The sequence below is a fragment of the Polaribacter haliotis genome (assembly GCF_014784055.1).
Taxonomy (GTDB): Bacteria; Bacteroidota; Bacteroidia; order Flavobacteriales; family Flavobacteriaceae; genus Polaribacter; species Polaribacter haliotis.
In genome coordinates this window covers 1,905,317-1,929,029 of sequence record NZ_CP061813.1, presented here as the reverse complement: position 1 = coordinate 1,929,029, position 23,713 = coordinate 1,905,317, and the positions used below count along the sequence as shown (strand labels likewise).

The 23,713-nt window shown below is 30.5% G+C and carries 22 protein-coding genes; 6 read left to right on the top strand and 16 right to left on the bottom strand.

The window, feature by feature from the left end:
• Positions 1–46: 46 nt before the first annotated feature.
• The 4 genes from H9I45_RS08210 to H9I45_RS08195 form a co-directional block, all read right to left on the bottom strand.
• Positions 47–562: a YdbT family protein gene (locus H9I45_RS08210; protein WP_088355317.1), complete on the bottom strand. Its 516-nt coding sequence runs from the start codon at positions 560–562 to the stop codon at positions 47–49.
• Between the two features lie 164 nt (positions 563–726).
• Complete coding sequence (locus H9I45_RS08205) at positions 727–1,296, bottom strand: hypothetical protein (RefSeq protein ID WP_088355318.1); 570 nt, start codon at positions 1,294–1,296, stop codon at positions 727–729.
• Positions 1,297–1,466: 170 nt separating this feature from the next.
• Complete coding sequence (locus H9I45_RS08200; protein WP_088355319.1) at positions 1,467–1,976, bottom strand: hypothetical protein; 510 nt, start codon at positions 1,974–1,976, stop codon at positions 1,467–1,469.
• A 270-nt stretch (positions 1,977–2,246) separates the two neighbouring features.
• Positions 2,247–3,110 (bottom strand): sigma-70 family RNA polymerase sigma factor, encoded by an 864-nt coding sequence (locus H9I45_RS08195; protein ID WP_088355320.1) that lies wholly within the window; start codon positions 3,108–3,110, stop codon positions 2,247–2,249.
• 224 nt (positions 3,111–3,334) lie between these two features.
• On the opposite strand from H9I45_RS08195, the gene H9I45_RS08190 reads away from it, so the two are divergent.
• Positions 3,335–3,901, top strand: a complete 567-nt coding sequence (locus H9I45_RS08190; protein WP_088355392.1) for an RNA polymerase sigma factor — start codon at positions 3,335–3,337, stop codon at positions 3,899–3,901.
• A 4-nt stretch (positions 3,902–3,905) separates the two neighbouring features.
• Positions 3,906–4,085 (top strand): hypothetical protein, encoded by a 180-nt coding sequence (locus H9I45_RS08185; RefSeq protein ID WP_088355321.1) that lies wholly within the window; start codon positions 3,906–3,908, stop codon positions 4,083–4,085.
• Here the strand turns inward: H9I45_RS08185 and H9I45_RS08180 are convergent.
• The 3 genes from H9I45_RS08180 to H9I45_RS08170 all read right to left on the bottom strand — a co-directional run bounded on the left by H9I45_RS08180 (position 4,082) and on the right by H9I45_RS08170 (position 7,293).
• Positions 4,082–4,873 (bottom strand): THC0290_0291 family protein, encoded by a 792-nt coding sequence (locus H9I45_RS08180; RefSeq protein ID WP_088355322.1) that lies wholly within the window; start codon positions 4,871–4,873, stop codon positions 4,082–4,084. The two genes, H9I45_RS08185 and H9I45_RS08180, sit on opposite strands and share 4 nt — an antisense overlap.
• A gap of 66 nt (positions 4,874–4,939) precedes the next feature.
• The gene (locus tag H9I45_RS08175) at positions 4,940–6,550 is read right to left on the bottom strand and encodes an Ig-like domain-containing domain (protein WP_088355323.1); all 1,611 of its coding nucleotides are present in this window, start codon (positions 6,548–6,550) and stop codon (positions 4,940–4,942) included.
• 47 nt (positions 6,551–6,597) lie between these two features.
• Positions 6,598–7,293 carry a ComF family protein gene (locus tag H9I45_RS08170; protein ID WP_088355324.1) on the bottom strand — a complete coding sequence of 232 codons (696 nt, stop codon included), beginning with the start codon at positions 7,291–7,293 and terminating at the stop codon, positions 6,598–6,600.
• Between the two features lie 153 nt (positions 7,294–7,446).
• On the opposite strand from H9I45_RS08170, the gene H9I45_RS08165 reads away from it, so the two are divergent.
• The gene (locus H9I45_RS08165; RefSeq protein WP_088355325.1) at positions 7,447–8,988 is read left to right on the top strand and encodes a glycine--tRNA ligase; all 1,542 of its coding nucleotides are present in this window, start codon (positions 7,447–7,449) and stop codon (positions 8,986–8,988) included.
• A gap of 54 nt (positions 8,989–9,042) precedes the next feature.
• Here the strand turns inward: H9I45_RS08165 and H9I45_RS08160 are convergent, their stop codons facing one another.
• The 9 genes from H9I45_RS08160 to miaB all read right to left on the bottom strand — a co-directional run bounded on the left by H9I45_RS08160 (position 9,043) and on the right by miaB (position 17,116).
• Complete coding sequence (locus H9I45_RS08160) at positions 9,043–9,813, bottom strand: T9SS type A sorting domain-containing protein (RefSeq protein ID WP_088355326.1); 771 nt, start codon at positions 9,811–9,813, stop codon at positions 9,043–9,045.
• A gap of 217 nt (positions 9,814–10,030) precedes the next feature.
• Complete coding sequence (gene groL / locus H9I45_RS08155) at positions 10,031–11,665, bottom strand: chaperonin GroEL (protein ID WP_088355327.1); 1,635 nt, start codon at positions 11,663–11,665, stop codon at positions 10,031–10,033.
• Between the two features lie 78 nt (positions 11,666–11,743).
• Positions 11,744–12,019: a co-chaperone GroES gene (locus tag H9I45_RS08150; RefSeq protein WP_088355328.1), complete on the bottom strand. Its 276-nt coding sequence runs from the start codon at positions 12,017–12,019 to the stop codon at positions 11,744–11,746.
• Between the two features lie 182 nt (positions 12,020–12,201).
• Positions 12,202–12,534, bottom strand: coding sequence for a preprotein translocase subunit SecG (gene secG, locus H9I45_RS08145; RefSeq protein ID WP_088355329.1), 333 nt, complete (start codon positions 12,532–12,534; stop codon positions 12,202–12,204).
• Positions 12,531–13,307, bottom strand: coding sequence for a DUF8458 domain-containing protein (locus H9I45_RS08140; protein ID WP_088355330.1), 777 nt, complete (start codon positions 13,305–13,307; stop codon positions 12,531–12,533). The genes secG and H9I45_RS08140 overlap by 4 nt, the downstream gene beginning before the upstream one ends.
• 82 nt (positions 13,308–13,389) lie before the next feature.
• A complete protein-coding gene (locus tag H9I45_RS08135; protein ID WP_088355331.1) occupies positions 13,390–13,896 on the bottom strand; it encodes an LptE family protein in 507 nt (168 codons plus the stop codon).
• 75 nt (positions 13,897–13,971) lie between these two features.
• Positions 13,972–15,198, bottom strand: a complete 1,227-nt coding sequence (locus tag H9I45_RS08130) for a sigma-54 interaction domain-containing protein (protein WP_088355332.1) — start codon at positions 15,196–15,198, stop codon at positions 13,972–13,974.
• Between the two features lie 53 nt (positions 15,199–15,251).
• Positions 15,252–15,593 carry an avidin-fold protein gene (locus H9I45_RS08125; RefSeq protein ID WP_088355333.1) on the bottom strand — a complete coding sequence of 114 codons (342 nt, stop codon included), beginning with the start codon at positions 15,591–15,593 and terminating at the stop codon, positions 15,252–15,254.
• A 68-nt stretch (positions 15,594–15,661) separates the two neighbouring features.
• Positions 15,662–17,116, bottom strand: coding sequence for a tRNA (N6-isopentenyl adenosine(37)-C2)-methylthiotransferase MiaB (gene miaB / locus H9I45_RS08120; RefSeq protein ID WP_088355334.1), 1,455 nt, complete (start codon positions 17,114–17,116; stop codon positions 15,662–15,664).
• Between the two features lie 112 nt (positions 17,117–17,228).
• Between miaB and glpK the strand changes: the two genes are divergently transcribed.
• The 3 genes from glpK to topA all read left to right on the top strand — a co-directional run bounded on the left by glpK (position 17,229) and on the right by topA (position 23,707).
• Positions 17,229–18,719 carry a glycerol kinase GlpK gene (gene glpK / locus H9I45_RS08115; protein WP_088355335.1) on the top strand — a complete coding sequence of 497 codons (1,491 nt, stop codon included), beginning with the start codon at positions 17,229–17,231 and terminating at the stop codon, positions 18,717–18,719.
• Between the two features lie 49 nt (positions 18,720–18,768).
• A complete protein-coding gene (gene bglX / locus H9I45_RS08110) occupies positions 18,769–21,075 on the top strand; it encodes a beta-glucosidase BglX (RefSeq protein WP_088355336.1) in 2,307 nt (768 codons plus the stop codon).
• Between the two features lie 121 nt (positions 21,076–21,196).
• Positions 21,197–23,707, top strand: coding sequence for a type I DNA topoisomerase (gene topA / locus H9I45_RS08105; protein WP_088355337.1), 2,511 nt, complete (start codon positions 21,197–21,199; stop codon positions 23,705–23,707).
• The last annotated feature ends 6 nt before the right edge of the window (positions 23,708–23,713 follow it).

The window sequence follows — 23,713 nt, the reverse complement described above, 5'->3', positions numbered from 1 at the left end:
CTTTCGCAAGTAGGCAAGAAGCCAGCAATAAATTATATACGGTGTTCTACGCAGTTTTTTCATTCGTCATTGGAAATTCAGTTATTTTTCCGTCTATAAACATTCGTAATTCCTGGTCAGAATGAACTAAATTAATTTCAATTCCTTTTCCGTTTAAAAACTTTAAAACGTGACCAAATTCAAATGAATTAATTGGAATAAGAACCTTCAGTTCCGATTTCAGTTTTCTCCTTAAATAAATTGCGCTGTCTTGTCGATATTGACCTTGATTATATTTTACGCTTTTAATTTCAGAAAAATTAATAAATTCAGATTCAGTTTTTCCAGTCATATTCGTTTTCAGTAATTCTATTCTATTTTCAGTAATTATAATTCCGTTTGCAAGATAATTTCTAATCATTCCAAAAATTAGTGCGAATAAAAAAATTCCACCCATAAAAATTTTGATTGTCAATGATTCAGAAGTATAAACGAAATATGTTCCAATTAAAAACAAAAAAAGAACTCCATAAAGACTAATTATTTTCGGTTTAGTTTCATAAATTATTTTTTCGGTTTTCATTTTTCAGCGGTATTTTTGGTAAATTGCGTAGAACGGTTTGTATATGGTTTGTTGCGTGGTTAAACACCTAATTTAGCAAATAAAAACCGAATAGAAAATCCGCGAGGATTTTCGTAAGTAGGCTAGAACTAGCAATAAATTATATACGTTGTTGTAAGTAGTTTTTATTCTTTCTTTAATAAAATCCATTTTTCTCCGCTTTCGTTTTTATACGAGACAAGTCCATAAGTTTTATCCCATTGAAATTCAGTTAAACCAAATTTTCCATTCAAATTTGAATATGGACAATTATTTTTGTCGAAAGTATAAACATTTTTCCAGTCAGCATTCAATTCAGATACTTTTGGTGTAGGTAAATTATTTCTAGAATTACTATATTCCATATTTAGTAAACGAATGACAGGACTTGCGTCTTTCAGATTTTCATTCGCTCCAATTTGTACAAAGTAATCGTTTACTAATTTGAAAGTATCTTTTTTAATTTCGTAATCTACTCTAACAAAATCTTTGTCAAATTCAGACACAAATGGATTGCATTCACCTTTTGGTTCTTTGACAACTTTATTTGTAATAAAAATTGTGTCATAATCATTTAGTTGAGATTTGAATATTATTTTATCTCCAACATTATAATTAGTAAACCAAGTTTTGTCGTTTTCCGTAAAATATACATTTGTGCAATCAGAACAAGATTGTATAAATAAACAGACTAAAATTAAAATCAGATACTTCATTTTCGGTTTTTGGCAAATTACTTACAACGTTGTTGTATATGATTTGTTGCGTGTTTCAAGCACTAAAGTTAGTAAATAAAAACCGACCAAGAAAATCCGCGAGGATTTTCGTAAGTAGGCTAGAACTAGCAATAAATTATATACGGTGTTGCCACCAGTACTTTTTCTATTTATTCGCCCCATAAATGATAAACAGTCATTTGTTTATTGTCAGAACTTATTAATAAAAATCCATTTTCATTAGTCGAGTCATTAGTTCCAGGTTCAAAAATCAACCAACCAGTTTTAAATCGGTAAAGCTTAAAATTCGTTTCAATCCAGCGAGGAAAAGGTTCCGATTTCAAATCCGCTTTTTTTGATTCAGGCGTAAAATTTTTGAGAGGAAGATTGATTGTCGGTTTTCCAAAATCCGTCATATTTCTCAAATCCGCTTTTTTATAATTCATACTGTCAATCAGTTTCCAATCGTTTTTATCGGCAAGTTCAGTTATTTTTTTAATATCAAATTCATAATCGTTATCCGCAATCCAATTTATAAGCAATGTTCCTCCAAAAGGTCCTTGGTCATTTTGTTTTTCTGTAATAAAGTCGGTTTCGTAATTCAGCCAAAATCCTGAAGGTGTGATTTTACTACACGATATAAAATTCAACATTATTAATAAAATCAGAATTTTTTTCATTCGTCAGATTGGTTTTTTTCGTATTGGTGGCAACTCGTTATATAATAACTTTTATTAACGATATCCCGTAAATAAATCTGGATATCATATCTCTTATGTTACTGTTATCCTGTAAAGATAAATTATTTAAACAGATTTAAAAGTTATTTAATTTTAAAAGCTTTGTTTAATTTTTAGATATTTTTCACTAAAAAAAAACTCCCGAAAATGAATTCGAGAGTTTGTATATTCTTAAAGCATAAGTGAAATACCCAATGCAATCTGCGATTGCTAGCCTAAGTATGTCATTAAAATTTTACTTCTAGACGTATGTTTTAATCTACGAATTGCTTTTTCTTTAATTTGACGAACTCTTTCTCTTGTTAAATCGAAAGTTTCTCCAATTTCTTCTAAAGTCATTGGTTGGTGTTCTCCTAAACCAAAATATAATTTTACAACATCTGCTTCACGAGGTGTTAATGTTTCTAACGCTCTGTTAATCTCGATTCTTAAAGATTCGTGTAATAATTTACGATCAGGATTTGGAGATTCTCCAGAGTTTAAAACATCGTATAAATTAGAATCTTCACCTTCAATTAAAGGTGCATCCATAGATACGTGACGTCCAGAATTTTTCATAGATTCTTTTACGTCATTCACAGTCATGTCTAATTTCTTCGCAATTTCTTCGGCACTTGGTGGGCGCTCGTTTTCTTGCTCTAAGAAGGCGTACATTTTGTTAATTTTATTGATAGAACCAATTTTATTTAACGGTAAACGTACAATTCTAGATTGTTCTGCCAATGCTTGTAAGATCGATTGACGAATCCACCAAACTGCGTATGATATAAATTTAAAACCTCTAGTTTCATCGAAACGTTTTGCGGCTTTAATTAAACCTAAATTACCTTCATTAATTAAATCTGGTAATGTTAATCCTTGGTTTTGATATTGTTTTGCTACAGAAACTACAAAACGTAAATTTGCTTTTGTTAATTTCTCTAATGCTCTTTGATCGCCAGCTTTAATTCGCTGTGCTAATTCAACTTCTTCATCTGCAGTAATTAAATCTACTTTTCCAATTTCCTGTAAATATTTGTCTAACGATGCAGTTTCTCTATTGGTAACCTGCTTGGTAATTTTAAGTTGTCTCATGTATTCTAAACCGTAAGCTTTTTAAGATTATTGAGAGGCTTACAATTACTTATACGTAAGAAAAGAACTTTATGTTACAAAAAAATTTATTTTTTTAAAATAAATATAAGTGGATTTTATATAAAGAATAAAAGTTACCATTTAACGACAGAATACGACTGCTTATCTTTTTTCTCCAATCTAGGTGTGACTAAATTCTTTATTTAGTGTCAAAATTAAGAACATTGAAAACATTAACCGCTAGAATTACCGACGAAGAATTAGTATTTGAAATAGTAAGAACCAACAATACAGAGTTGTTTGCAACTTTATATGACCGATTTTCTACTGTTGTTTATAATAAATGTTATAGTTTTTCTAAAAATAGGCAAGAGGCAGAAGATTTAATGCAAGATGTTTTTGTGAGACTGTTTGTAAAATTGAGAACTTTTAAAGGGAATTCTAAATTTTCTACTTGGTTATATTCTTTCACTTATAATTTTTGTGTGAATTATGTACAAAGAGATCAACACAAAAAAAGAGAAAGAGTAACTGTAGTAACAGATCAAATTAAAGAAGAAAGTTCTTTTGAAGAAATTGAAGACAATAGTTTATTTGAATTAAAGTCTAAGAAGTTAGTTAAGGTGTTAGCTTTAATAGAACCATCAGATAAAATGATTTTATTAATGAAATACCAAGATGAAAAGAGTATTAAAGAAATAAAAGACATTTTAAATATTGGCGAAAGTGCTGTTAAAATGCGAATTAAAAGAGCAAAACAAAAAGTAATTAAATTATACGAAGAGTTGTAAAATAATGAGCAATCCGTTTAAAAAAATTCTCCCCAATCATAAAGCTTCTCCAATTGTAAAGAAGAAAGTACTTTTAGACACAAGTATGGTAAAACGTACGCTTGATGTTGCAGATAGGTATGTTCTTAAATACCCAAATACACTTACAGATTTTTTTATTGGAAAAAAAACAAGCGAATATTAATAAAATAAAGGCAAACTAAAGTTCAAGTGATAAACTAAACCAACTTGTATGTTTAATGCCCATTCGTTATTTTTATTCTCAATAACTGCTGCCTGTAATCCATCTACTTTATCAGAAAAGAAATATTGATAGTTAAACTGCGCAGCTAAATCTAATTTTTCTGTTAGCTTAAATCGAGAACCAAGCCCAATAGAAAATACGAAAGACTCGTTCGCACCAACTTCTACATGTCCGTTATTTTGGTATTTTTTAGGAAATACAGTGATATCATTTTGCCAATCTCCTAAATCGGAAGTTGCAGTATTGTTAAAGAAGGAATATTGAAATCCGAATGTAAAAAACGGATTGAAAAAAATATCGGAATATGGATATACAAATTCCTCTAAAGGACGTAAAAAGTACTCTAGATGTACACCAACATTCATCATTCTTACAGTACCTTTCATAGATCTTAATTGCTCTCCAGCATAACTTTGCTTAGAAGCATAAATTCCATGATGTTGCATTTTTGTTTTGCTTAAATACTGCAAGTTGGTTTTAACCATCAAGTGATTGTGCAAAACGTTGTTGGGGTCCCAACGTAAAGTTCTGTTGTAAAAACTAAGGTAATATGCCACTGAAAAGGACATTCCTTGATTGTTTAATTCGCTACCAAAATGGTTTCTCTCTCCATAATCAGTTTGTAAACTAGTAGAGCCCACAAAACCACCAATATCGTGTGTGTAATGTTGAGCCTTTATTTCTAGAAAAAAAACAATTACAAAAAGAATTGTTAAGGGGTTTTTCAAGATTTAGGGGTCTTAAGTAAAAAACCAAATATATAAAAAAAAATAACTAATTGTAGATTGTGAAGATTAATTTATAGAAAATGTTTCAAAAACATAGTTGTTTGCTCTTAAATCTATTTGTGTTTCATAATAAAAAACTTTCTCTGGTTGTCTCATTTTTAGGTAGTTACCTGTGTCCCAGATTTTATTTTTATTACTATCTATAATTGCTCTAAAAATATAAGATTTAGGTTCTAATAAATCGAAAACTAAATTTTCGGAACTCTTAATATAGCGTCTTTCTATAATTTTATTCTTTTCTTTTACAGAAATAAGATCAATTATTAGATTTTCGTTTTTAGAATTTACTACGTCCAGTGTTATTTTTCCATAGTCTTCTATTTCTTGTGTTCTAAAACTAAAATTTAAAGTATCTATTGTTGTTTTATAAATATCGGATACTGCTTTTGGTAAAAGTTTTAAATTGTAAGCGCTCTTTTGTTTTTTCTCAAAAATAATTCCTAATTTATTTTCTTTTTTAGAATTAAAGATATTGAACGCAACCCTTAAAGTATCTGAATCAATTAAAGAAATTTTACTAGTATCTATCGCTGTTAAAGGGTTGTTAGCTTTAATAAATAAGGTGTCTCTAAAATGTAATAATTTATTTGAAGGAAAGTTTACGTTTAAAGAATCTATCTTATTTTTTCTTAATCGAACAGTTACAGTATCTATATAAATATCGTTGGAAACAGTAAAATTTAAAGAGTCTACATCAATAGGTGTAAACCAATAGTTAAGGGTGTCTTTATTCGCTTCAAAACGTGAAATGCTTTTAAATGAATCTGGAACTTTAGATAATAAATTTACTTTTAAATCTTTAATTTTTCCATCGTAACCAAACTGAATTTTACCTTTTGTAATTTCTTTTCCTCGTCTAAATTTATAAGGCTGTACTTCCTTAAAAAGAACAATAGGTCGCAAAAGAATACTATCTCTTGGTAACGATATAGTATCATTATAAAAACCAATTTTATCTAATTTCGAATTAAATAGATAATCGCTCGAACTTTCTTGTAGCGCCATTAATCGATATTTACCCTCTTTAAGATTACTAAAGTTAAATTTGGTTGTATCTAATGCAGATGTTACATAGTTTGGTTTTTTCTTATAAATAAGAGAATCTGTATAGGTGCTATCTATTCGATATAAAACAATATTTGTTTTTTTAGGTTTTTCTCTAAAAAAAGCATCTTGTACTTCTCCTGAAGTTTTAAGAGAATCTATATATGTTCCAGTAGAAAAAACATATTTAAAACCTTCTAATATATTACTCTCATTATTATCTTCAATAGCGTTTCCAAAATTAAAAATGTATGTGGTGTTGGTCGCTAATGTATCTAAAATTTCAATTTTTAAAAATTTACTAGCTGTACTTTGTGGAGTTACTATAAGTGGATTTTTTAGAGGAGGAGAAACTACCAATTGTTTATTTAAATCTTTTAATTTTACAAATTCATTAAAATACAACTCTACTTCTTTTTCTTTAAAATTAATAGATTCGTAGGGTGGATTTGATGTAACAAATAAAGGAGCATCTTCATCTTTTGGGCCACCATCTGGTCTTCCTGTTTTTGCACAACTGCTAATTAAAACAACGAAAAAAAGTAAAAAAATAATTTTTTTAGAAAATATCACAAGCAATAAATTTTATACAAATTAACAATTTATTTTTTACTTAAAAATTATAAATTTAACTCTGTATAGCCAATTGTTAAAAAGCTAATTTTAATATTTTCTGTTTTTTGAAGTTCTTTCGCACACGCTTCTAAAGTTGCACCAGTAGTAATAACATCATCTACTATTAAAATATGTTTGTTTTTTAAAGTAGTGTAATCCATTAATGAAAATTTGGTATCGTTATTTGTAAATCTCTCAAAACGAGATTGTAAGGTTTGTGTTTTTGAAGAGGATATTCTTGTTAAAAGCCTTTCGTTAAAAGTAATTTGTAAGTGTTTTCCAACAGTTTCACCAAATTTACTAACTTGATTGTAACCTCTTTGTCGCTTTTTTTTAGGATGAAGTGGTACAGGTATAATGCAGTCTATATCGTTAAATTCTTTATTTTCTTTTAACATTTCGCCCAACCAATTACCAAAAAAAATACCAATATCTTCATTTCCTTTGTATTTTAATTCCTGAATTAGTTTTTTGGAAATGCCTTCTTTTCTATAAAATAATAATGAATATGCTTTTTCTACAGCAATTCTTCCATAAAAAATTTTTGCAACTTTATTTTCTCTATAATTATTGAAGTTTGTTAACGGTAAATCGTGTCTACAAAATGTACATAAAATAAGTTCGTTTTCAATCAGTTGAGTATCGCAATTTGCACATAATCTAGGATAAAAAAGTTGAAAAAGATCAGTTAATATTTTCATTTTTATGTAAATGGTTCATTTTAAAGATAGTACAAAAATATAACTTCATTAAAAGAGTTAGAAAAAATTGAATTAATGTTATATGATTTTGATGTTAAAAACTCAATATTTTTTTATTGAAAAATTCTGTAAACGTGTATCTTTGTCGGCATTATGGCAAAACAAGAAGATCAATTTAAAAAGGTGTTATCGCATGCGAAGGAATATGGTTATGTATTTCAGTCGAGCGAAATTTACGACGGATTAAGTGCAGTTTACGACTATGCTCAAAATGGAGTAGAATTAAAGAAAAATATAAGAGATTACTGGTGGAAAGCAATGGTGCAAATGCACGAAAATATTGTGGGTATAGATGCTGCAATTTTAATGCACCCAACCACTTGGAAAGCTTCTGGTCACGTAGATGCTTTTAACGATCCTTTAATTGATAATAAAGATTCTAAAAAACGTTACAGAGCAGATGTTTTAGTGGAAGATTTTAGAGAGAAAATTTCTGAAAAAATTCAAAAAGATGTAGATAAAGCTAAAAAACGTTTTGGAGAAGCTTTTAACGAAGAGGAATTTAGAAATACAAATCCGAATGTTTTGCGCCGTCAAAAACAAATGGACGAAATAACTTTAGAGCTTACAAGAGTTCAAGAAGAAAGTGATTTGGTTGGTTTTAGACAATTAATAATAGATTTAGGAATCAATTGCCCAGTTTCTGGTTCAAAAAATTGGACGGAAGTAAAGCAATTCAATTTAATGTTTGGAACTCAAATTGGAGCTTCTGCAGAAAACTCTACACAAGTATATTTACGACCTGAAACTGCACAAGGTATTTTTGTAAACTTCTTAAATGTTCAGAAAACAGGAAGAATGAAGATTCCTTTCGGAATTGCACAAACAGGTAAAGCTTTTAGAAATGAGATTGTTGCAAGACAATTTATTTTTAGGATGCGTGAGTTCGAACAAATGGAAATGCAATTTTTTGTAAAACCTGGAACTCAAAAAGAGTGGTATAAAGAGTGGAAAGAAACACGATTAAAATGGCATTTATCATTAGGAATGGGAGCAGAGAACTATCGTTTTCACGACCATGATAAATTAGCACATTATGCAGATGCAGCTGCAGATATTGAGTTTAAATTCCCTTTTGGTTTTAAAGAATTAGAAGGAATTCACTCAAGAACAGATTTCGATTTAAAAGCGCACGAAGAATATTCTGGAAAGAAATTACAATATTTCGATCATGAAGAAAACAAAAGTTACGTGCCTTATGTTGTAGAAACTTCTATAGGTTTAGATAGAATGTTTTTAGCTGTTTTTTCTAATTCTTTACAAGAAGAAGCATTAGAAAACGGAACTACAAGAACTGTTTTAAAATTACCTGCAGTTTTAGCACCATTTAAAGCGGCAATTTTTCCGTTAGTTAAAAAAGATGGTTTACCAGAAGTTGCACGTAAAATTATGGACGATTTAAAATGGGATTTCAACGTATTTTATGATGAAAAAGATGCTGTAGGAAAACGTTACAGAAGACAAGATGCAGCTGGTACTCCTTTCTGTATTACAGTAGATCATGATACTTTAGAAGACAATTGTGTAACAATACGTCATAGAGATACAATGGAACAAAAACGTGTTGCAATTGACGATTTAAAAGAGATTATAAAAGCAGAAGTAGACGTAAAAACTTGGTTACAGAAAATGTAAAGCAACGTTTCTTAAACATAAAAAATCCGTTAGAAATTTATTTCTAACGGATTTTTATTTTTTGATAAACTTATTAGAAGTTTTTCCAATCTTATAAAAATACACTCCTTTTGATAATGAAGAGATGTCAAAAGAAATTTCTGTTAGTGATTTATCAACTTTTTTGGTAAATACCTTTTTACCTGTAATTGTATAAACTTCTAGGAATCCATTATGTTTTTTTAAGTTTGAAATATTTAAAACTTTTGAAGAAGGATTTGGAAACGTTGTTACTTTACTTAATAACAAGTTTTCTTGTTCAGTTGAGAGTGTGCCAGAAAGTCCATATACTCTAAAATTCTGCCCTTTGGCTTTATCTGAATCCGTTATTAAAAGTTTAAAATTATTATTATGATCTTTAAATAATTTATAATTATACCCCATTCCAAAATCAAATAATTCATCGCCATCTTCGTTAAAAAGTTTAAAGCTATATCTTTCAACTTCATCACTTTCTATCAAAAGTAGAAACTCTATTTTAGAATCTGAATTGAATAATTTATCAGAAGGAAGTCCAACTTTTTCAATACCTCTAGAGGAAGTTGCTATTGTAATGTTTTTTTTCTCTTGATGCGAAGTGTCGTAAAATTTTATATTAAAAGTAATATTTCCTTTACTTCCTTCTGTGGTAAAATAATGCATTTCATCATTTGCATAAAAGGCAAAATTAGGTGGTTCTTCAACTTGACCAGCGCTTGAAATATATGTTTTCTCTAAAGTTTGTCCAAACGTTAATAAGCTAAATCCAAATAATAAATAAAATAATTTTAGGCGTAAAGTTTTCATGGTTGATGTTTTTGCCAAACTTACAAGGAAAGCAAAGGCAAATCAATACCTATATTTAGGTATATTTTAAAATAAAAAATCCGTAAGAAATTTATTTCTTACGGATTTTTATATTTGATACTTTTTGAGATTTCTCCATAAAGTCGAAATGACAAAAAAGGAATAAAATAAATTTATCACAAAAGAGTGAAATAATTTATTTATGGCGATTCGCTGCTTACATCATTCCTGGCATTCCACCACCCATTGGAGGCATTCCTGCTGCACCAGCATCTTCTTTAATATCTATTAAAGCACACTCAGTTGTTAGAATCATTCCAGCAACAGATGCAGCATTTTCTAATGCAACACGTGTAACTTTTTTAGGATCTATAATTCCTGCTTTTAGCATGTCTACATATTCATCTGTTTTTGCGTTGTAACCAAAGTCTTTTTTACCTTCTAAAACTTTGTTTAAAACTACAGAACCTTCACCTCCAGCATTTTCAACAATAATTCTTAATGGAGCTTCTATTGCTTTGTTAATTATTTGTACACCTGTAGTTTCGTCTAAATTCTCAGTTGCTAATTTTTCTAAAACTTTCTTAGCGCGCACTAAAGCAACTCCACCACCAGCAACAATTCCTTCTTCTACTGCAGCTCTAGTAGCATGTAAAGCATCATCTACTCTGTCTTTTTTCTCTTTCATTTCTACTTCAGAAGCAGCACCAACATATAAAACTGCAACACCACCAGCTAACTTTGCCAAACGTTCTTGTAGTTTTTCTTTATCGTAATCAGATGTTGTAGTTTCAATTTGAGATTTAATCTGATTTACTCTAGTTTTTATAGCTTCTGCGTTTCCAGAACCATTTACAATAGTTGTATTGTCTTTATCTACAGTAATTGTTTCAGCAGTTCCTAATAAATCTAATGTTGCATTTTCAAGAGAAAAACCTCTTTCTTCAGAAATTACAGTACCACCAGTTAAAATAGCGATGTCTTCTAACATTGCTTTTCTTCTGTCTCCAAAACCAGGAGCTTTTACAGCAGCAATTTTTAATCCACCTCTTAATTTATTAACAACTAAAGTTGCTAATGCTTGTCCATCTACATCTTCAGCAATAATTAATAAAGGTCTACCAGATTGAGAAACTGGTTCTAAAATTGGAAGAATTTCTTGTAGGTTAGAAATCTTTTTATCGAATAATAAAATATACGGGTTTTCTAAATCTGCAATCATTTTATCTGCGTCTGTTACAAAATATGGAGATAAATAACCTCTGTCAAACTGCATTCCTTCCACAACATCTACATAGGTTTCCATACCTTTTGCTTCTTCTACAGTAATTACACCTTCTTTACCAACTTTGGTAAATGCAGTTGCAATTAAATCTCCAATAACATCATCGTTATTTGCAGAAATTGCTGCAACTTGTTTTATTTTTTCTGAAGAATTACCCACTTTTTGAGCCTGCTTTTCTAAATCTGCAATAATTGCAGCAACTGCTTTGTCAATTCCGCGTTTTAAATCCATTGGATTTGCACCTGCAGCTACATTTTTTAAGCCTTCTTTTACAATTGCTTGTGCAAGCACAGTTGCAGTTGTTGTTCCATCACCTGCTAAATCGTTTGTTTTAGAGGCAACTTCTTTTACCATTTGAGCTCCCATGTTTTCAAGCTCGTTTTCTAATTCTACTTCTTTTGCAACAGAAACACCATCTTTCGTTACAGTTGGTGCACCAAAAGATTTAGAGATAATTACATTTCTTCCTTTTGGTCCTAAAGTTACTTTTACTGCATTTGCTAAAGCATCAACTCCACGTTTTAATCCGTCTCTTGCTTCAATATCAAATTTTATATCTTTTGCCATTTTTTTAAATTGTTTAATCGTTTAATTGTTTAAAAGTGTAATTGTTACAACTGCCTACTGCAACTGTAAACTGAATACTTATATAATTGCAAGAATATCAGATTCACGCATCATTAAATAATCTTTTCCTTCTAACTTTAAATCTGTACCACCATATTTGCTATATAAAACAGTGTCACCAACTTTTACAGTTAATGGCTCATCTACTTTACCATTTCCAATGGCTACAACAGTTCCTTGTTGTGGTTTTTCTTTTGCATTATCTGGTATAATTAATCCAGATGCTGTTTTTGTTTCTGCTGGAGCAGGTTCTACAAGAACTCTATCTGCTAAAGGTTTAATGTTTAATCCCATTTTTTATATAAATTTTGATTAATTAAATATTTTTTACACTTATTATACTGTCAGAAAGTATGCCATTACAATAATACTGACATTTTTTCTCTGAAACGATTTCTTAGTAAAAGATAAAACAAAAAAAATGCCAACGTGTCATTAACATTGGCATTTTAAATATTTGTTACAAAAGTTTATTATTATAAACTATCGTTTGTAGTTGTTGTTGGAGTAGCTGGAGCTGGTGTTGTACTTTCGATACCATCTAAAGTATTGTCTAGTTTAAAGTTATCATCACCACCTCTTGGAATCGCTATATTAGCTAATAAAATTAAAGCAAACATTGCAATTGCCAATGTCCAAGTTGTATTATCTAAAAATTTATTTGTGTTTTGCACACCTCCTAAAGACTGTGCTCCACCACCACCAAAAGAAGAAGATAATCCTCCACCTTTAGGGTTTTGTACCATAACTATTAAAATTAAAGCGATTGCAATAATTAAAATCAGAATTAAAAAAGCTGTATAACTCATAATTTATTTTTTTGTAAAATTTGTATTCTTTTAATTTGGTCTGCAAAGAAACCACTTTTTTCTGGATATTTCAAACTTAAAATTCTATAAGCTTGTATAGCATTGTTGTACTTCTTTTGTTCTAAATAAACTTTCGCTAAAGTCTCTGTCATTAGAGCTGCATCTTGCTCGTTTTTATCAACAGGAACAACGAATTTTTTATCTTTAGGAAGTGGTTCTATTTTTGGATTATTTTGTATGAATTTTTCTATTAACTCCTCTTTTTTAGGAAGTGATTTTACTACTAATTTTTCTTTTCTAACAATCGGTTTTTTTGTTGAAAGTTGCAACCATTGATTAAAAGAATGATTTTCATTTGAAGAAAAAGCAATCGGTTTTCCAACTTCTAAAGTTTCTTCTACAGCTTTGACTTCTGGAATAGTATTTTCTGTAGTTTGAGGAGTATTTTCTTCAACTTTTAAAATTGAATTTTCTTCGAGGTTTTCTTTAGAAATTTTTTCTGTGATCTTTTGATGAATATTTTCTTTCTGTGAACTAAAGTTAGAAGCTGTAATATAATTAAATAAAACTGTTCTATCTGTTGTGTAACCAGCAGTAATTTTTAACTCGTTATTATATTTAAAGCTGTCTTGATTTTTTAATCCTTTTAAATATAGTGCTCTTGCCGATTGAAAAAATGGATACTTTTCGACAACAGATTTTAATTCAACAGTTTCTAATTGCTGAACGTCTTTTTTATCCTCTAATATGTCTAAAAATATTTCTCTTTTCAATTTTAACTTTTATTTTTCTTCTAACTTCTAACTTCTAACTTCTAACTTCTAACTTCTAACTTCTAACTTCTAACTTCAAAAACTACCATTTTCCAACAGACGCATTAAAAATGTCTTGTGTTATCCTTTCTAAAATCTCTTTAAATGCGGTTTCTTTTACTCCACCTGTTAATTGTTGTCTTGCAGGATAATCTGAGTAAAAAGAAAATTGTTGTTCGAAATTTTTCTTCTCATCTAACTTATTTATATAACGGACATTTACAGAAATAGTAAGTCTGTTTTGTGCTGCTGTTTGTTGAGATGTAGCACTCATAGGTGTAATTCTGTAGCTTGTTATTTCTCCGCTAAAATACAAGTCTCCATTTGTAGAGGTTAGAGTTAAATTCGTCTGTCTTGTAAATAAGTCTTGTAGTTCTTGAGTTAGTTGTTGGCTCAATTCAGGCTCAATTAATTGTGCTTGATTCTGAAAATAATCTACCTGTATTGTTTTTGCATCGCCAACATCTCCTCCTGTAAAACCATAAATACCACAAGAAATAAATAGTGTCGAGCTAACTATAAAAGCTATTATGTAAAAAAGTTTTTTCATATTCATTTATTCAAAATTCAAAATTAAGGGTTTCAAGTTCGGTTAACTTTGAACTTTAAATAGTAAACCTTGATTTTACAAATCGTATTGTTTAATTTTTCTGTATAAAGTTCTTTCAGAAATGCCTAATTCTTTAGCAGCTAATTTACGTTTATTGTTGTTTTTCTCTAAAGATTTTTTAATCATTTCTATTTCTTTGTCTTGTAAAGATAAAGATTCGTCTTCCTCAATAGTCTCAATAAAATCATAATCTTTTTCGGCAGAAGAAGATTTTTGAGGAATGTTTAAGACCTCAATATCATGTTCTCTTAATTCTTTATCGCTGTAAATTTTTTCTATTAATTGATGGTTTTCTTCTTGAACTTCTTCTAGATTTCCGTTTTTCATTAAATCTAACGTCAACTTTTTTAAATCGTTGATGTCATTTCTCATGTCAAACAAAATTTTGTACATAATATCTCTTTCTGTAGAGAAATCATTTTCTTTTTTACTTCCTATAACTGCAGGGAAATTTCCTTTATTGTTAGGTAAATATTGCTGTAATTTAGAACCAGTAATTGTTCTGCTTTCTTCTATTACAGAAATTTGTTCTGCTAAATTCTTAAGTTGACGAATATTTCCTGGAAACCTGAAATTTAATAAAACATCTACAGCATTTTCATCTAAACGAATAGAAGGCATTCTGTATTTCTGTGCAAAATCTGCAGCGAATTTCCTGAATAATAAATGAATATCTTCATTACGTTCTCTTAAAGCAGGTAAATGAATTTCTACTGTACTTAATCTATAATATAAATCTTCTCTAAAACGTTCCTTTTCAATAGCTTGTTGCATATTAACGTTTGTTGCAGCAACAATTCTAACATCTGTTTTTTGTGGTTTAGAGGAACCTACTTTTATAAATTCGCCATTTTCTAAAACACGTAACAAACGAACTTGTGTTGTTAATGGTAATTCACCAACTTCATCAAGAAAAATAGTTCCTCCATCTGCAACTTCAAAATAACCTTTTCTGTCTTGTGTTGCTCCAGTAAAAGAACCTTTTTCGTGCCCAAAAAGTTCACTATCAATTGTTCCTTCAGGAATTGCACCACAATTTACTGCAATGTATTTTGCGTGTTTTCTATGAGATAAAGAATGTATAATTTTTGGAATATTCTCTTTACCAACACCACTTTCACCTGTAACTAAAACAGAAATATCTGTAGGCGCAACTCTTACAGCTTTCTCTAAAGCTCTATTTAATTGAACATCGTTACCGATAATTCCAAAACGTTGTTTTATTGCTTGTAAGTTTTCCATAAATAGCCCCTTTTAATTTCCCCAAAAGGGAAAATTGTATTATCAACTGTATTTTAATTTTCAATATATTCTGAAACGCCTTTTTCTTGATTGTCATTTAGCCATTGCCAATTCAGTTTTAAATGAATTTTATTTTCTTTCTTAAAACTTACTTTCGCAGTTGCTTTTCCAGCTTTTAATTCGTTTTCTGATGTTACACATTGATACATCATATTTAAAATATCCTTATCAAGAGTTGCAATTATTTTTCCGTATTTAATAGTTCCTCCATTATAATCTGCAGTTACTATATTTCCTTTTTGTTGATAATTAAAAACAGTTTCAGAATTCACTTTTCCACTTTTAGAATTTTCTATCAAGTGAAAAACTTTGTTATTAAAATTGAATTCATCCATTATTAATCTTTTTTCTTTTGTATTCGCAATAGTTTCCTTCCCTTTGGGAAGGATTAAGGTTGGGTTTCTTAATTATTATCAGAATACCCAACAACAGTTCCTTTTAAGGTTGCTGAAGTACAATCTTCTACTTTTACCATTACAAAATCACCCAATTTATAATCGCCTTTTTCAAAAACGGCAACTGTATTTTGTGTATTTCTTCCTTTCCATTCATTCGGGTTTTTCTTTGAAGTTCCTTCAATAAGAAACTCTTCAGTTTTTCCTAAATGTTGTTGTGTTCTGTATAAAGCGTGTTCTTGTTGTAAGTCGATAACTTCTTGTAATCTTCTTTTTTTAGTTTCAAAAGGAACATCATCTTCCATTTTATTACCAGCTAAAGTTCCTGGTCTTTCAGAATAAGAAAACATAAAACCGAAATCGTATTTTACATATTTCATCAATTCTAAAGTATCTTGATGATCTTGTTCAGTTTCTCCACAAAAACCAACAATCATATCTTGAGATAAAGACATTTCTGGAACAATTTTAAAGATATTATCTACCAATTCCATGTATTCTTCACGCGTATGTTGTCTGTTCATGGCTTTTAACATGGCGTTACTTCCACTTTGTACAGGTAAGTGTAAATATTTACAAATGTTTTTGTGTTTTGCCATGGTATGAATCACGTCTAACTTCATATCTTGAGGATTTGAAGTTGAAAAACGGAAACGTGTTTTTGGGAATTTGGTAGCACACATATCTAACAATTCTGCAAAACCAACTGCAGTTGCTTGTGCCATTTCAGAAGCTTTATTAAAGTCTTTTTTCAAACCACCACCATACCAAAGAAAACTATCTACATTTTGCCCAAGCAACGTAATTTCTTTATAGTTTTGGTCAACCATAGATTGAATTTCTTCTAAAATACTTTTAGGATCTCTACTTCTTTCTCTTCCTCTTGTAAAAGGAACCACACAAAAAGTACACATATTATCGCAACCTCTTGTAATGGAAACAAACGCAGTAACTCCGTTAGAATTTAAACGAACAGGAGAAACATCTCCATAGGTTTCTTCTTTCGATAAAATAACATTTACAGCATCTCTACCCTCAGAAACTTCTTCTAATAAATTAGGGATATCTCTGTAAGCATCTGGCCCAACAACTAAATCTACAATTTTTTCTTCTTCTAAAAATTTTTCTTTTAAACGTTCTGCCATACAACCTAAAACCCCAACTTTCATTTTTGGGTTTATGCGTTTTACCTTGTTGTATTTTTGCAAACGTTTACGAACTGTAGTTTCCGCTTTTTCGCGAATTGAGCAAGTATTTACCAAAACTAAATCGGCTTCTTCTAAAATTTGAGTGGTGTTGTAACCTTGTTTATCTAAAATTGAAGCAACAATTTCACTATCATTCATATTCATTTGACAGCCGTAACTTTCAATGAATAATTTCTTGGTATTTTCTTTTTTATTTTCAGTTACAAGTGCTTTTCCTTGTATTCTTTCGTCGATAACTTTTTCGATGTGTTCCATATTCAAAAAATGAATTGCAAATATACAACCAAAAATGAAAAATTGTGACAAATTGGCAGAAAAACAAAGAAATGATTTTTATAGATTTGAGTTTCTGAAAAGCAGCATCACAATGAAAAAATACATTTTAGCATTAGATCAAGGAACAACAAGTTCTAGAGCGATTGTTTTTGATAAAAAAGGAAACATAAAATCTATTGCTCAAAAAGAATTTACACAGATTTTTCCAAAACCAGGTTGGGTAGAACACGATGCTTTAGAAATTTGGTCTACACAAGCAGGTGTTGCAGCAGAAGCTATTGCTATGAAAAGTATAGAAATGGAAGAAATTGCTGCAATCGGAATTACAAATCAGCGTGAAACTGTTGTTGTCTGGGATAAAAACACAGGTAAACCCATTTACAATGCAATTGTTTGGCAAGATAAACGAACAGCTGATTATTGTGATGAATTAAAGGTAGCAGGAAAATCTGAAATAATTAAAGAGAAAACAGGTTTGGTTATCGATTCTTATTTTTCTGGAACAAAAGTAAAATGGATTCTAGATAATGTTGAAGGAGCAAGAAAAAAAGCAGAAAATGGAGAATTATTATTAGGAACTATCGATTCTTGGTTGGTTTGGAATTTTTCAAAAAAACAAAAACATATTACAGATGTTTCAAACGCTTCTAGAACTTTGTTATTCAATATAAATACCATGTCTTGGGACGACGAATTGTTAGAATTATTTACCATTCCTAAATCGATGTTACCAGAAGTAAAACAATCCAGCGAAATTTACGGACATACAAAGTCCTCTTTTTTTGATTGCAATATTCCTATTGCAGGAATTGCAGGAGACCAACAAGCAGCGCTTTTTGGACAAATGTGCACCAAAAAAGGTATGGTTAAAAACACCTATGGAACAGGTTGTTTCATGTTGATGAATATTGGCGACAAACCAATTGTTTCAAAAAACAATTTATTAACTACAGTTGCTTGGAAAATTAACGGAAAAACTGCCTACGCTTTTGAAGGAAGTGTTTTTATAGCAGGAGCAGCTGTACAGTGGTTAAGAGATGGATTAAAAATTATTAGAAATTCTTCGGAAGTAGAAGCATTGGCAAAATCTGTAGAAGATTCAGATGGTGTTTATTTTGTACCAGCTTTTGCTGGTTTAGGAGCACCACATTGGAATCAGAAAGCGCAAGGAACTATTTTTGGAATTACAAGAGGAACCACAGATGCACATATTGCAAGAGCAACTATAGATGCGATTGCATACCAATCTATGGATATTTTAAAAGCGATGGAAGCAGATGCAGAAACTACAATTAAAGAATTAAGAGTTGATGGTGGAGCAACAGTTAATAATACTTTAATGCAATTTCAAGCAGATGTTTTAAACACAAAAACAATTCGGCCAAAAATAGTAGAAACCACAGCAATGGGTGCCGCTTTTTTAGCAGGTTTAGCAGTTGGTTTTTGGGAAAGTGAAGAAGAAATTAAAAAAATCTGGCAAATAGATGAAACTTATAAACCATCAAAAAAAAGAGAAAAAATAGAGGAGAATATTAAAGGTTGGTATAAAGCAATTGCAGCTTTAGAATATTGGGCTAAATAACTAAAATTTTCTATAAACCACTTTTATATATTTGTACGAAATAAATATTATGAGAAAATCGAAATCACTTTTTATAACTGCTTTAATCTTTATTGCTGTTTTTTTTAATTGTAAAGACTCTAAAAAGACAATGACAAACTCAAATTTAGACGAAAATATAGAACAGAAAGTAGATTCTGTTTTAGCATTAATGAATTTGGAAGAGAAAATCGGACAACTGGTGCAATATGCTTCAGGTGGAGATTTAACAGGGCCAGAATCTTCTAGAGGAAACAAAGAGAAAGCAAGCAAAATTAAAAAAGGATTGGTAGGTTCTCTTTTAAATGTTGCTACTGTAAAAGAAGTTCGCGAAGCACAAGAACTGGCAATGCAATCTCGCATAAAAATTCCATTAATTTTTGGTTACGATGTAATTCATGGTTTTAAAACAATGTTTCCAATTCCTTTAGGAGAAAGTGCAAGTTGGGATTTAGAAATTATGAAACAATCTGCTAAAATTGCTGCAAAAGAAGCAGCAGCTTCTGGTTTAAACTGGACTTTTGCACCAATGTTAGATGTTGCAAGAGACGCAAGATGGGGCAGAGTTATGGAAGGTGGAGGAGAAGATCCGTATTTAAATGCTGTAATTGGAGTTGCAAGAATTAAGGGTTTTCAAGGTGAAGATTTATCAAATAAAAATACGATTGCAGCTTGTGCAAAACATTTTGCAGGTTATGGTTTTGCAGAAGCTGGTAGAGAATACAGTACTGTAAATATTGGCGAAAATGAATTGCATAACACAATTTTACCTCCTTTTAAAGCAGCAGCAAAAGCAGGTGTTGCCACTTTTATGAATGCATTTAATGATATTGATGGAATTCCTGCAACTGGTCATAAAATTTTACAAAGAGATATTTTAAAAGAAGGTTGGAACTGGAATGGCTTTATTGTTTCAGATTGGGGTTCTATTGGAGAATTGGTTGATCATGGTTTTGCAAAAGATAAAAAAGAAGCTGCAATTATTGCTCTAAATGCAGGAAGTGATATGGATATGGAATCGCATTCTTATGGAGCTCATTTGGCGAGTTTATTGGAAGAGAATAAAGTTTCTTTAGCAAATTTAGACGATGCTGTTAGAAGAATTTTAAGAGTAAAGTTTCAATTAGGTTTGTTTGATAATCCTTTTAAATATTGTGATGAAGAAAGAGAGAAAAACGAAATTTATACAAAAGAACATTTAGCAATTGCAAGAGATGTCGCAAAAAAATCTATTGTTTTACTTAAGAACGAAAATAATATTTTACCAATTTCTAAAAACGTAAAAAGCATTGCTGTTATTGGTCCTTTTGCGGATGATAAAAATCAACCTTTAGGAAATTGGCGAGCAAAAGCAACTTATAATTCTGCTGTTTCTTTATTAGAAGGTGTAAAAGAAAAAGTTGATAAAAACACAAAAATATATTACGAAAAAGGAGTAGAATTAACAATACCAACTGTAAAACCTGGCGATAATCAGTTTATGATTCCTCTAAAAATGAATACAGAAGATAGATCTGGAATTGCAAAAGCAGTTGCGGCTGCAAAGAAAGCAGAAATCGTTTTTTTAGCAATTGGTGAAGATGCATATCAATCAGGGGAAGGAAGAAGTTATACAAACATTGGTTTTGCAGGGTTGCAGAACGAATTGTTAGAGGCTGTTTATGAAGTGAATAAAAATATTGTTTTGGTTTTATCAAACGGAAGACCCATGGATATTTCTCATGCAAGTGAAATTTTACCAGGGATTCTAGTTACTTGGCATTTGGGTTCAGAATCTGGTATTGCAATTGCAGATGTTTTGTTTGGAGATTATAATCCGTCAGGAAAATTACCTGTTTCGTTTCCAAGAAATGTTGGGCAAGTACCTTTATATTATAATCAAAAAAATACAGGAAGACCTTATAGTGATATTCATGTTACGTATGCTGGTTACGACGATTCTAAAAAAACAGCATTATATCCTTTTGGTTTTGGTTTAAGTTACACTTCGTTTTCTTACAACAATTTAAAAGTAGATAAAGAAACAATAAATGCCGATGGAAAAATTATACTTTCAGTAGATGTAAAAAACACAGGAAAAGTTGCAGGAGAAGAAGTTGTACAATTATATATTAGAGATTTAGTGGCAAGTATTGTAAGACCAATTAAAGAATTAAAAGGCTTCGAAAAAATTATGTTGCAAGCAGGAGAAACAAAAACAGTTTCTTTTACTATTGATAAAGAAGTGCTTCAGTTTTATACTTCAAACAAAAAATGGGAAGTAGAGGCAGGAGAATTTTTATTATTTGTTGGAGGAAATTCAACAACAAAATTGAAGCGAAAAATCACTGTAGAATAAAATTTCTATAAAAAAATGAAGTAAAAACGCTTCAAAAAAAAATTAATAAAAAAAAACTACATACTTTTGCAGTCCAAAAACTTGCGGTTTCGATTGCGAGAATTACGACAAAAAAAGATACATGGCAAAGAATTTAGTAATTGTAGAGTCACCAGCAAAAGCAAAAACCATCGAGAAATTTCTTGGAAAAGATTTTCAAGTAGAATCTAGTTATGGGCATATTGCAGACTTACCTTCCAAAGAATTAGGAATAGATGTAGATGGAGATTTTAGTCCCAAATATATTGTTTCAGACGATAAAAAGGCAGTTGTAAAAAAATTAAAATCATTAGCAAAAAAAGCAGATACTGTTTGGTTAGCAAGTGATGAGGATCGAGAGGGAGAAGCAATTGCTTGGCATTTAAAAGAGCAATTAGATTTAAAAGACGAGAGTACAAAACGTATCGTTTTTCATGAAATTACAAAAAACGCCATATTAAAAGCAGTCGACAATCCAAGAGATATCGACTATAATATGGTTAACGCACAACAAGCACGTAGAGTTTTAGATAGACTTGTTGGTTATGAACTATCACCAGTTTTATGGCGTAAAGTAAAAGGAGGTTTATCTGCAGGTAGAGTACAATCTGTTGCAGTACGTTTAATTGTAGAAAGAGAACGAAGCATTCAAGACTTTAAAGCAGAAACACATTATAAGGTAGTTGCAGAATTTGCTAATAATGAAGGAAAAACCTTTAAGGCAACCATTCCAAAGAATTTCGATTCTAAAAAAGCAGCCGAAACTTTCTTAAAATCGTGTACAAAAGCAGATTTTTCAATTGCAGATTTAACAAAAAAACCAGCAAAGAAATCCCCTGCAGCACCATTTACAACTTCAACATTACAACAAGAAGCATCAAGAAAATTAGGTTTTCCAGTAGGTAAAACCATGCAAGTTGCACAACGTTTGTATGAAGCAGGTTTAATTACGTATATGAGAACAGATAGTGTAAACTTATCTGTAGATGCAAGAAACGCGGCCGAAGAAGAAATTAGCAATTATTACGGAAAAGAATATAGCAAACAACGTGTTTTTAAGTCAAAATCTAAAGGAGCGCAAGAAGCGCACGAAGCGATTAGACCTACAAACATGAAAATGCATTCTATCGATACAGAATACGACCAAACGAGATTATACGATTTAATTTGGAAGCGAACTTTAGCTTCACAAATGAGCGATGCCTTATTGGAGCGTACAAATATGAAGATTGAGAATTCTGAAAATTCAAAGATTTTTACTGCAAATGGTGAAATGATTAAGTTTGAAGGTTTCTTGAAAGTGTATTTAGAAGGAAATGATAATGAAGATGAAGAGCAAGCTGGAATGTTGCCAAATTTAAAGGTAAATGAAGCTTTAGAATACAATTTTATAAACGCAACACAGCGTTTTACGAGTCCACCTTATCGTTTTACAGAAGCATCTTTAGTAAAACAATTAGAAGAATTAGGAATTGGAAGACCATCTACGTATGCACCTACAATTTCTACAGTTCAGAGAAGAGGTTATGTAGAAAAAGGAACAAATGAAGGTGTAGAGAGAGAATATCAGCAATTAATTTTATCTGGTGGAAATGTGGAAACACAAACCTTAACAGAAAAGACAGGTTCAGATAAAAATAAATTAGTTCCTACAGATATTGGGAATATCGTAAACGACTTTTTAGTCGCTAATTTTTCAAACATTTTAGATTTTGGTTTTACAGCTAAAGTCGAAAATTCTTTTGATGATATTTCTGAAGGAAATGAAGATTGGACAGAAATGATTAAAGGTTTCTATCACAAATTTCACGACAATGTAGAAGATGTAAAAGAAAATGCAGATAGAGAAAGTGGAGAACGTATTTTAGGAAAACACCCAGAATCTGGAAAAACAGTTTTAGTTAGACTTGGTAAATTCGGACCAATTGCACAAATTGGAGCACCAGAAGACGAAGAGAAATCTTTTGCAAGCTTGAATAAAGACCAGAATTTAGGAACCATAACAATGGAAGAAGCATTAGAATTGTTCTTGCTTCCAAAAACGTTAGGAACTTATGAAGGAGAAGAGGTAATTGTTTCTAACGGACGATTTGGGCCTTATATCAAATTCGGAACCATGTTTGTTTCTTTAGATAAAGGTGAAAACCCAATGGAGGTAGATTTGCCAAGAGCAGAAGAATTAATTGTTGCAAAGCAAAAAGCAGATGCACCAATTTATCATTACGAAGATTTGCCTGTACAAAAAGGAGTGGGACGTTTTGGACCATTTATAAAATGGAACGGAATGTTTATCAATGTAAATAAAAAATACAATTTCGATAATCTTTCAGATGATGATATTATTGAGTTAATTGAAGTAAAGAAGCAGAAAGAGATCGATAAAGTAATTCATAATTGGGAAGATGTTGGTATTCGCGTAGAAAAAGCACGTTGGGGAAGATACAATGTCCTAAAAGGTAAAATTAAAATTGAATTGCCAAAAACTACAGAAATAGAAAAACTTTCTAAGGATGAAGCAGTTAAGATGATTGAAGCAAAAACGCCGAAGAAAAAAGCTACAAAAAAGAAAACTACAGCCAAAAAAACGCCGAAGAAAACGACCAAGAAAAAGTAATGATTT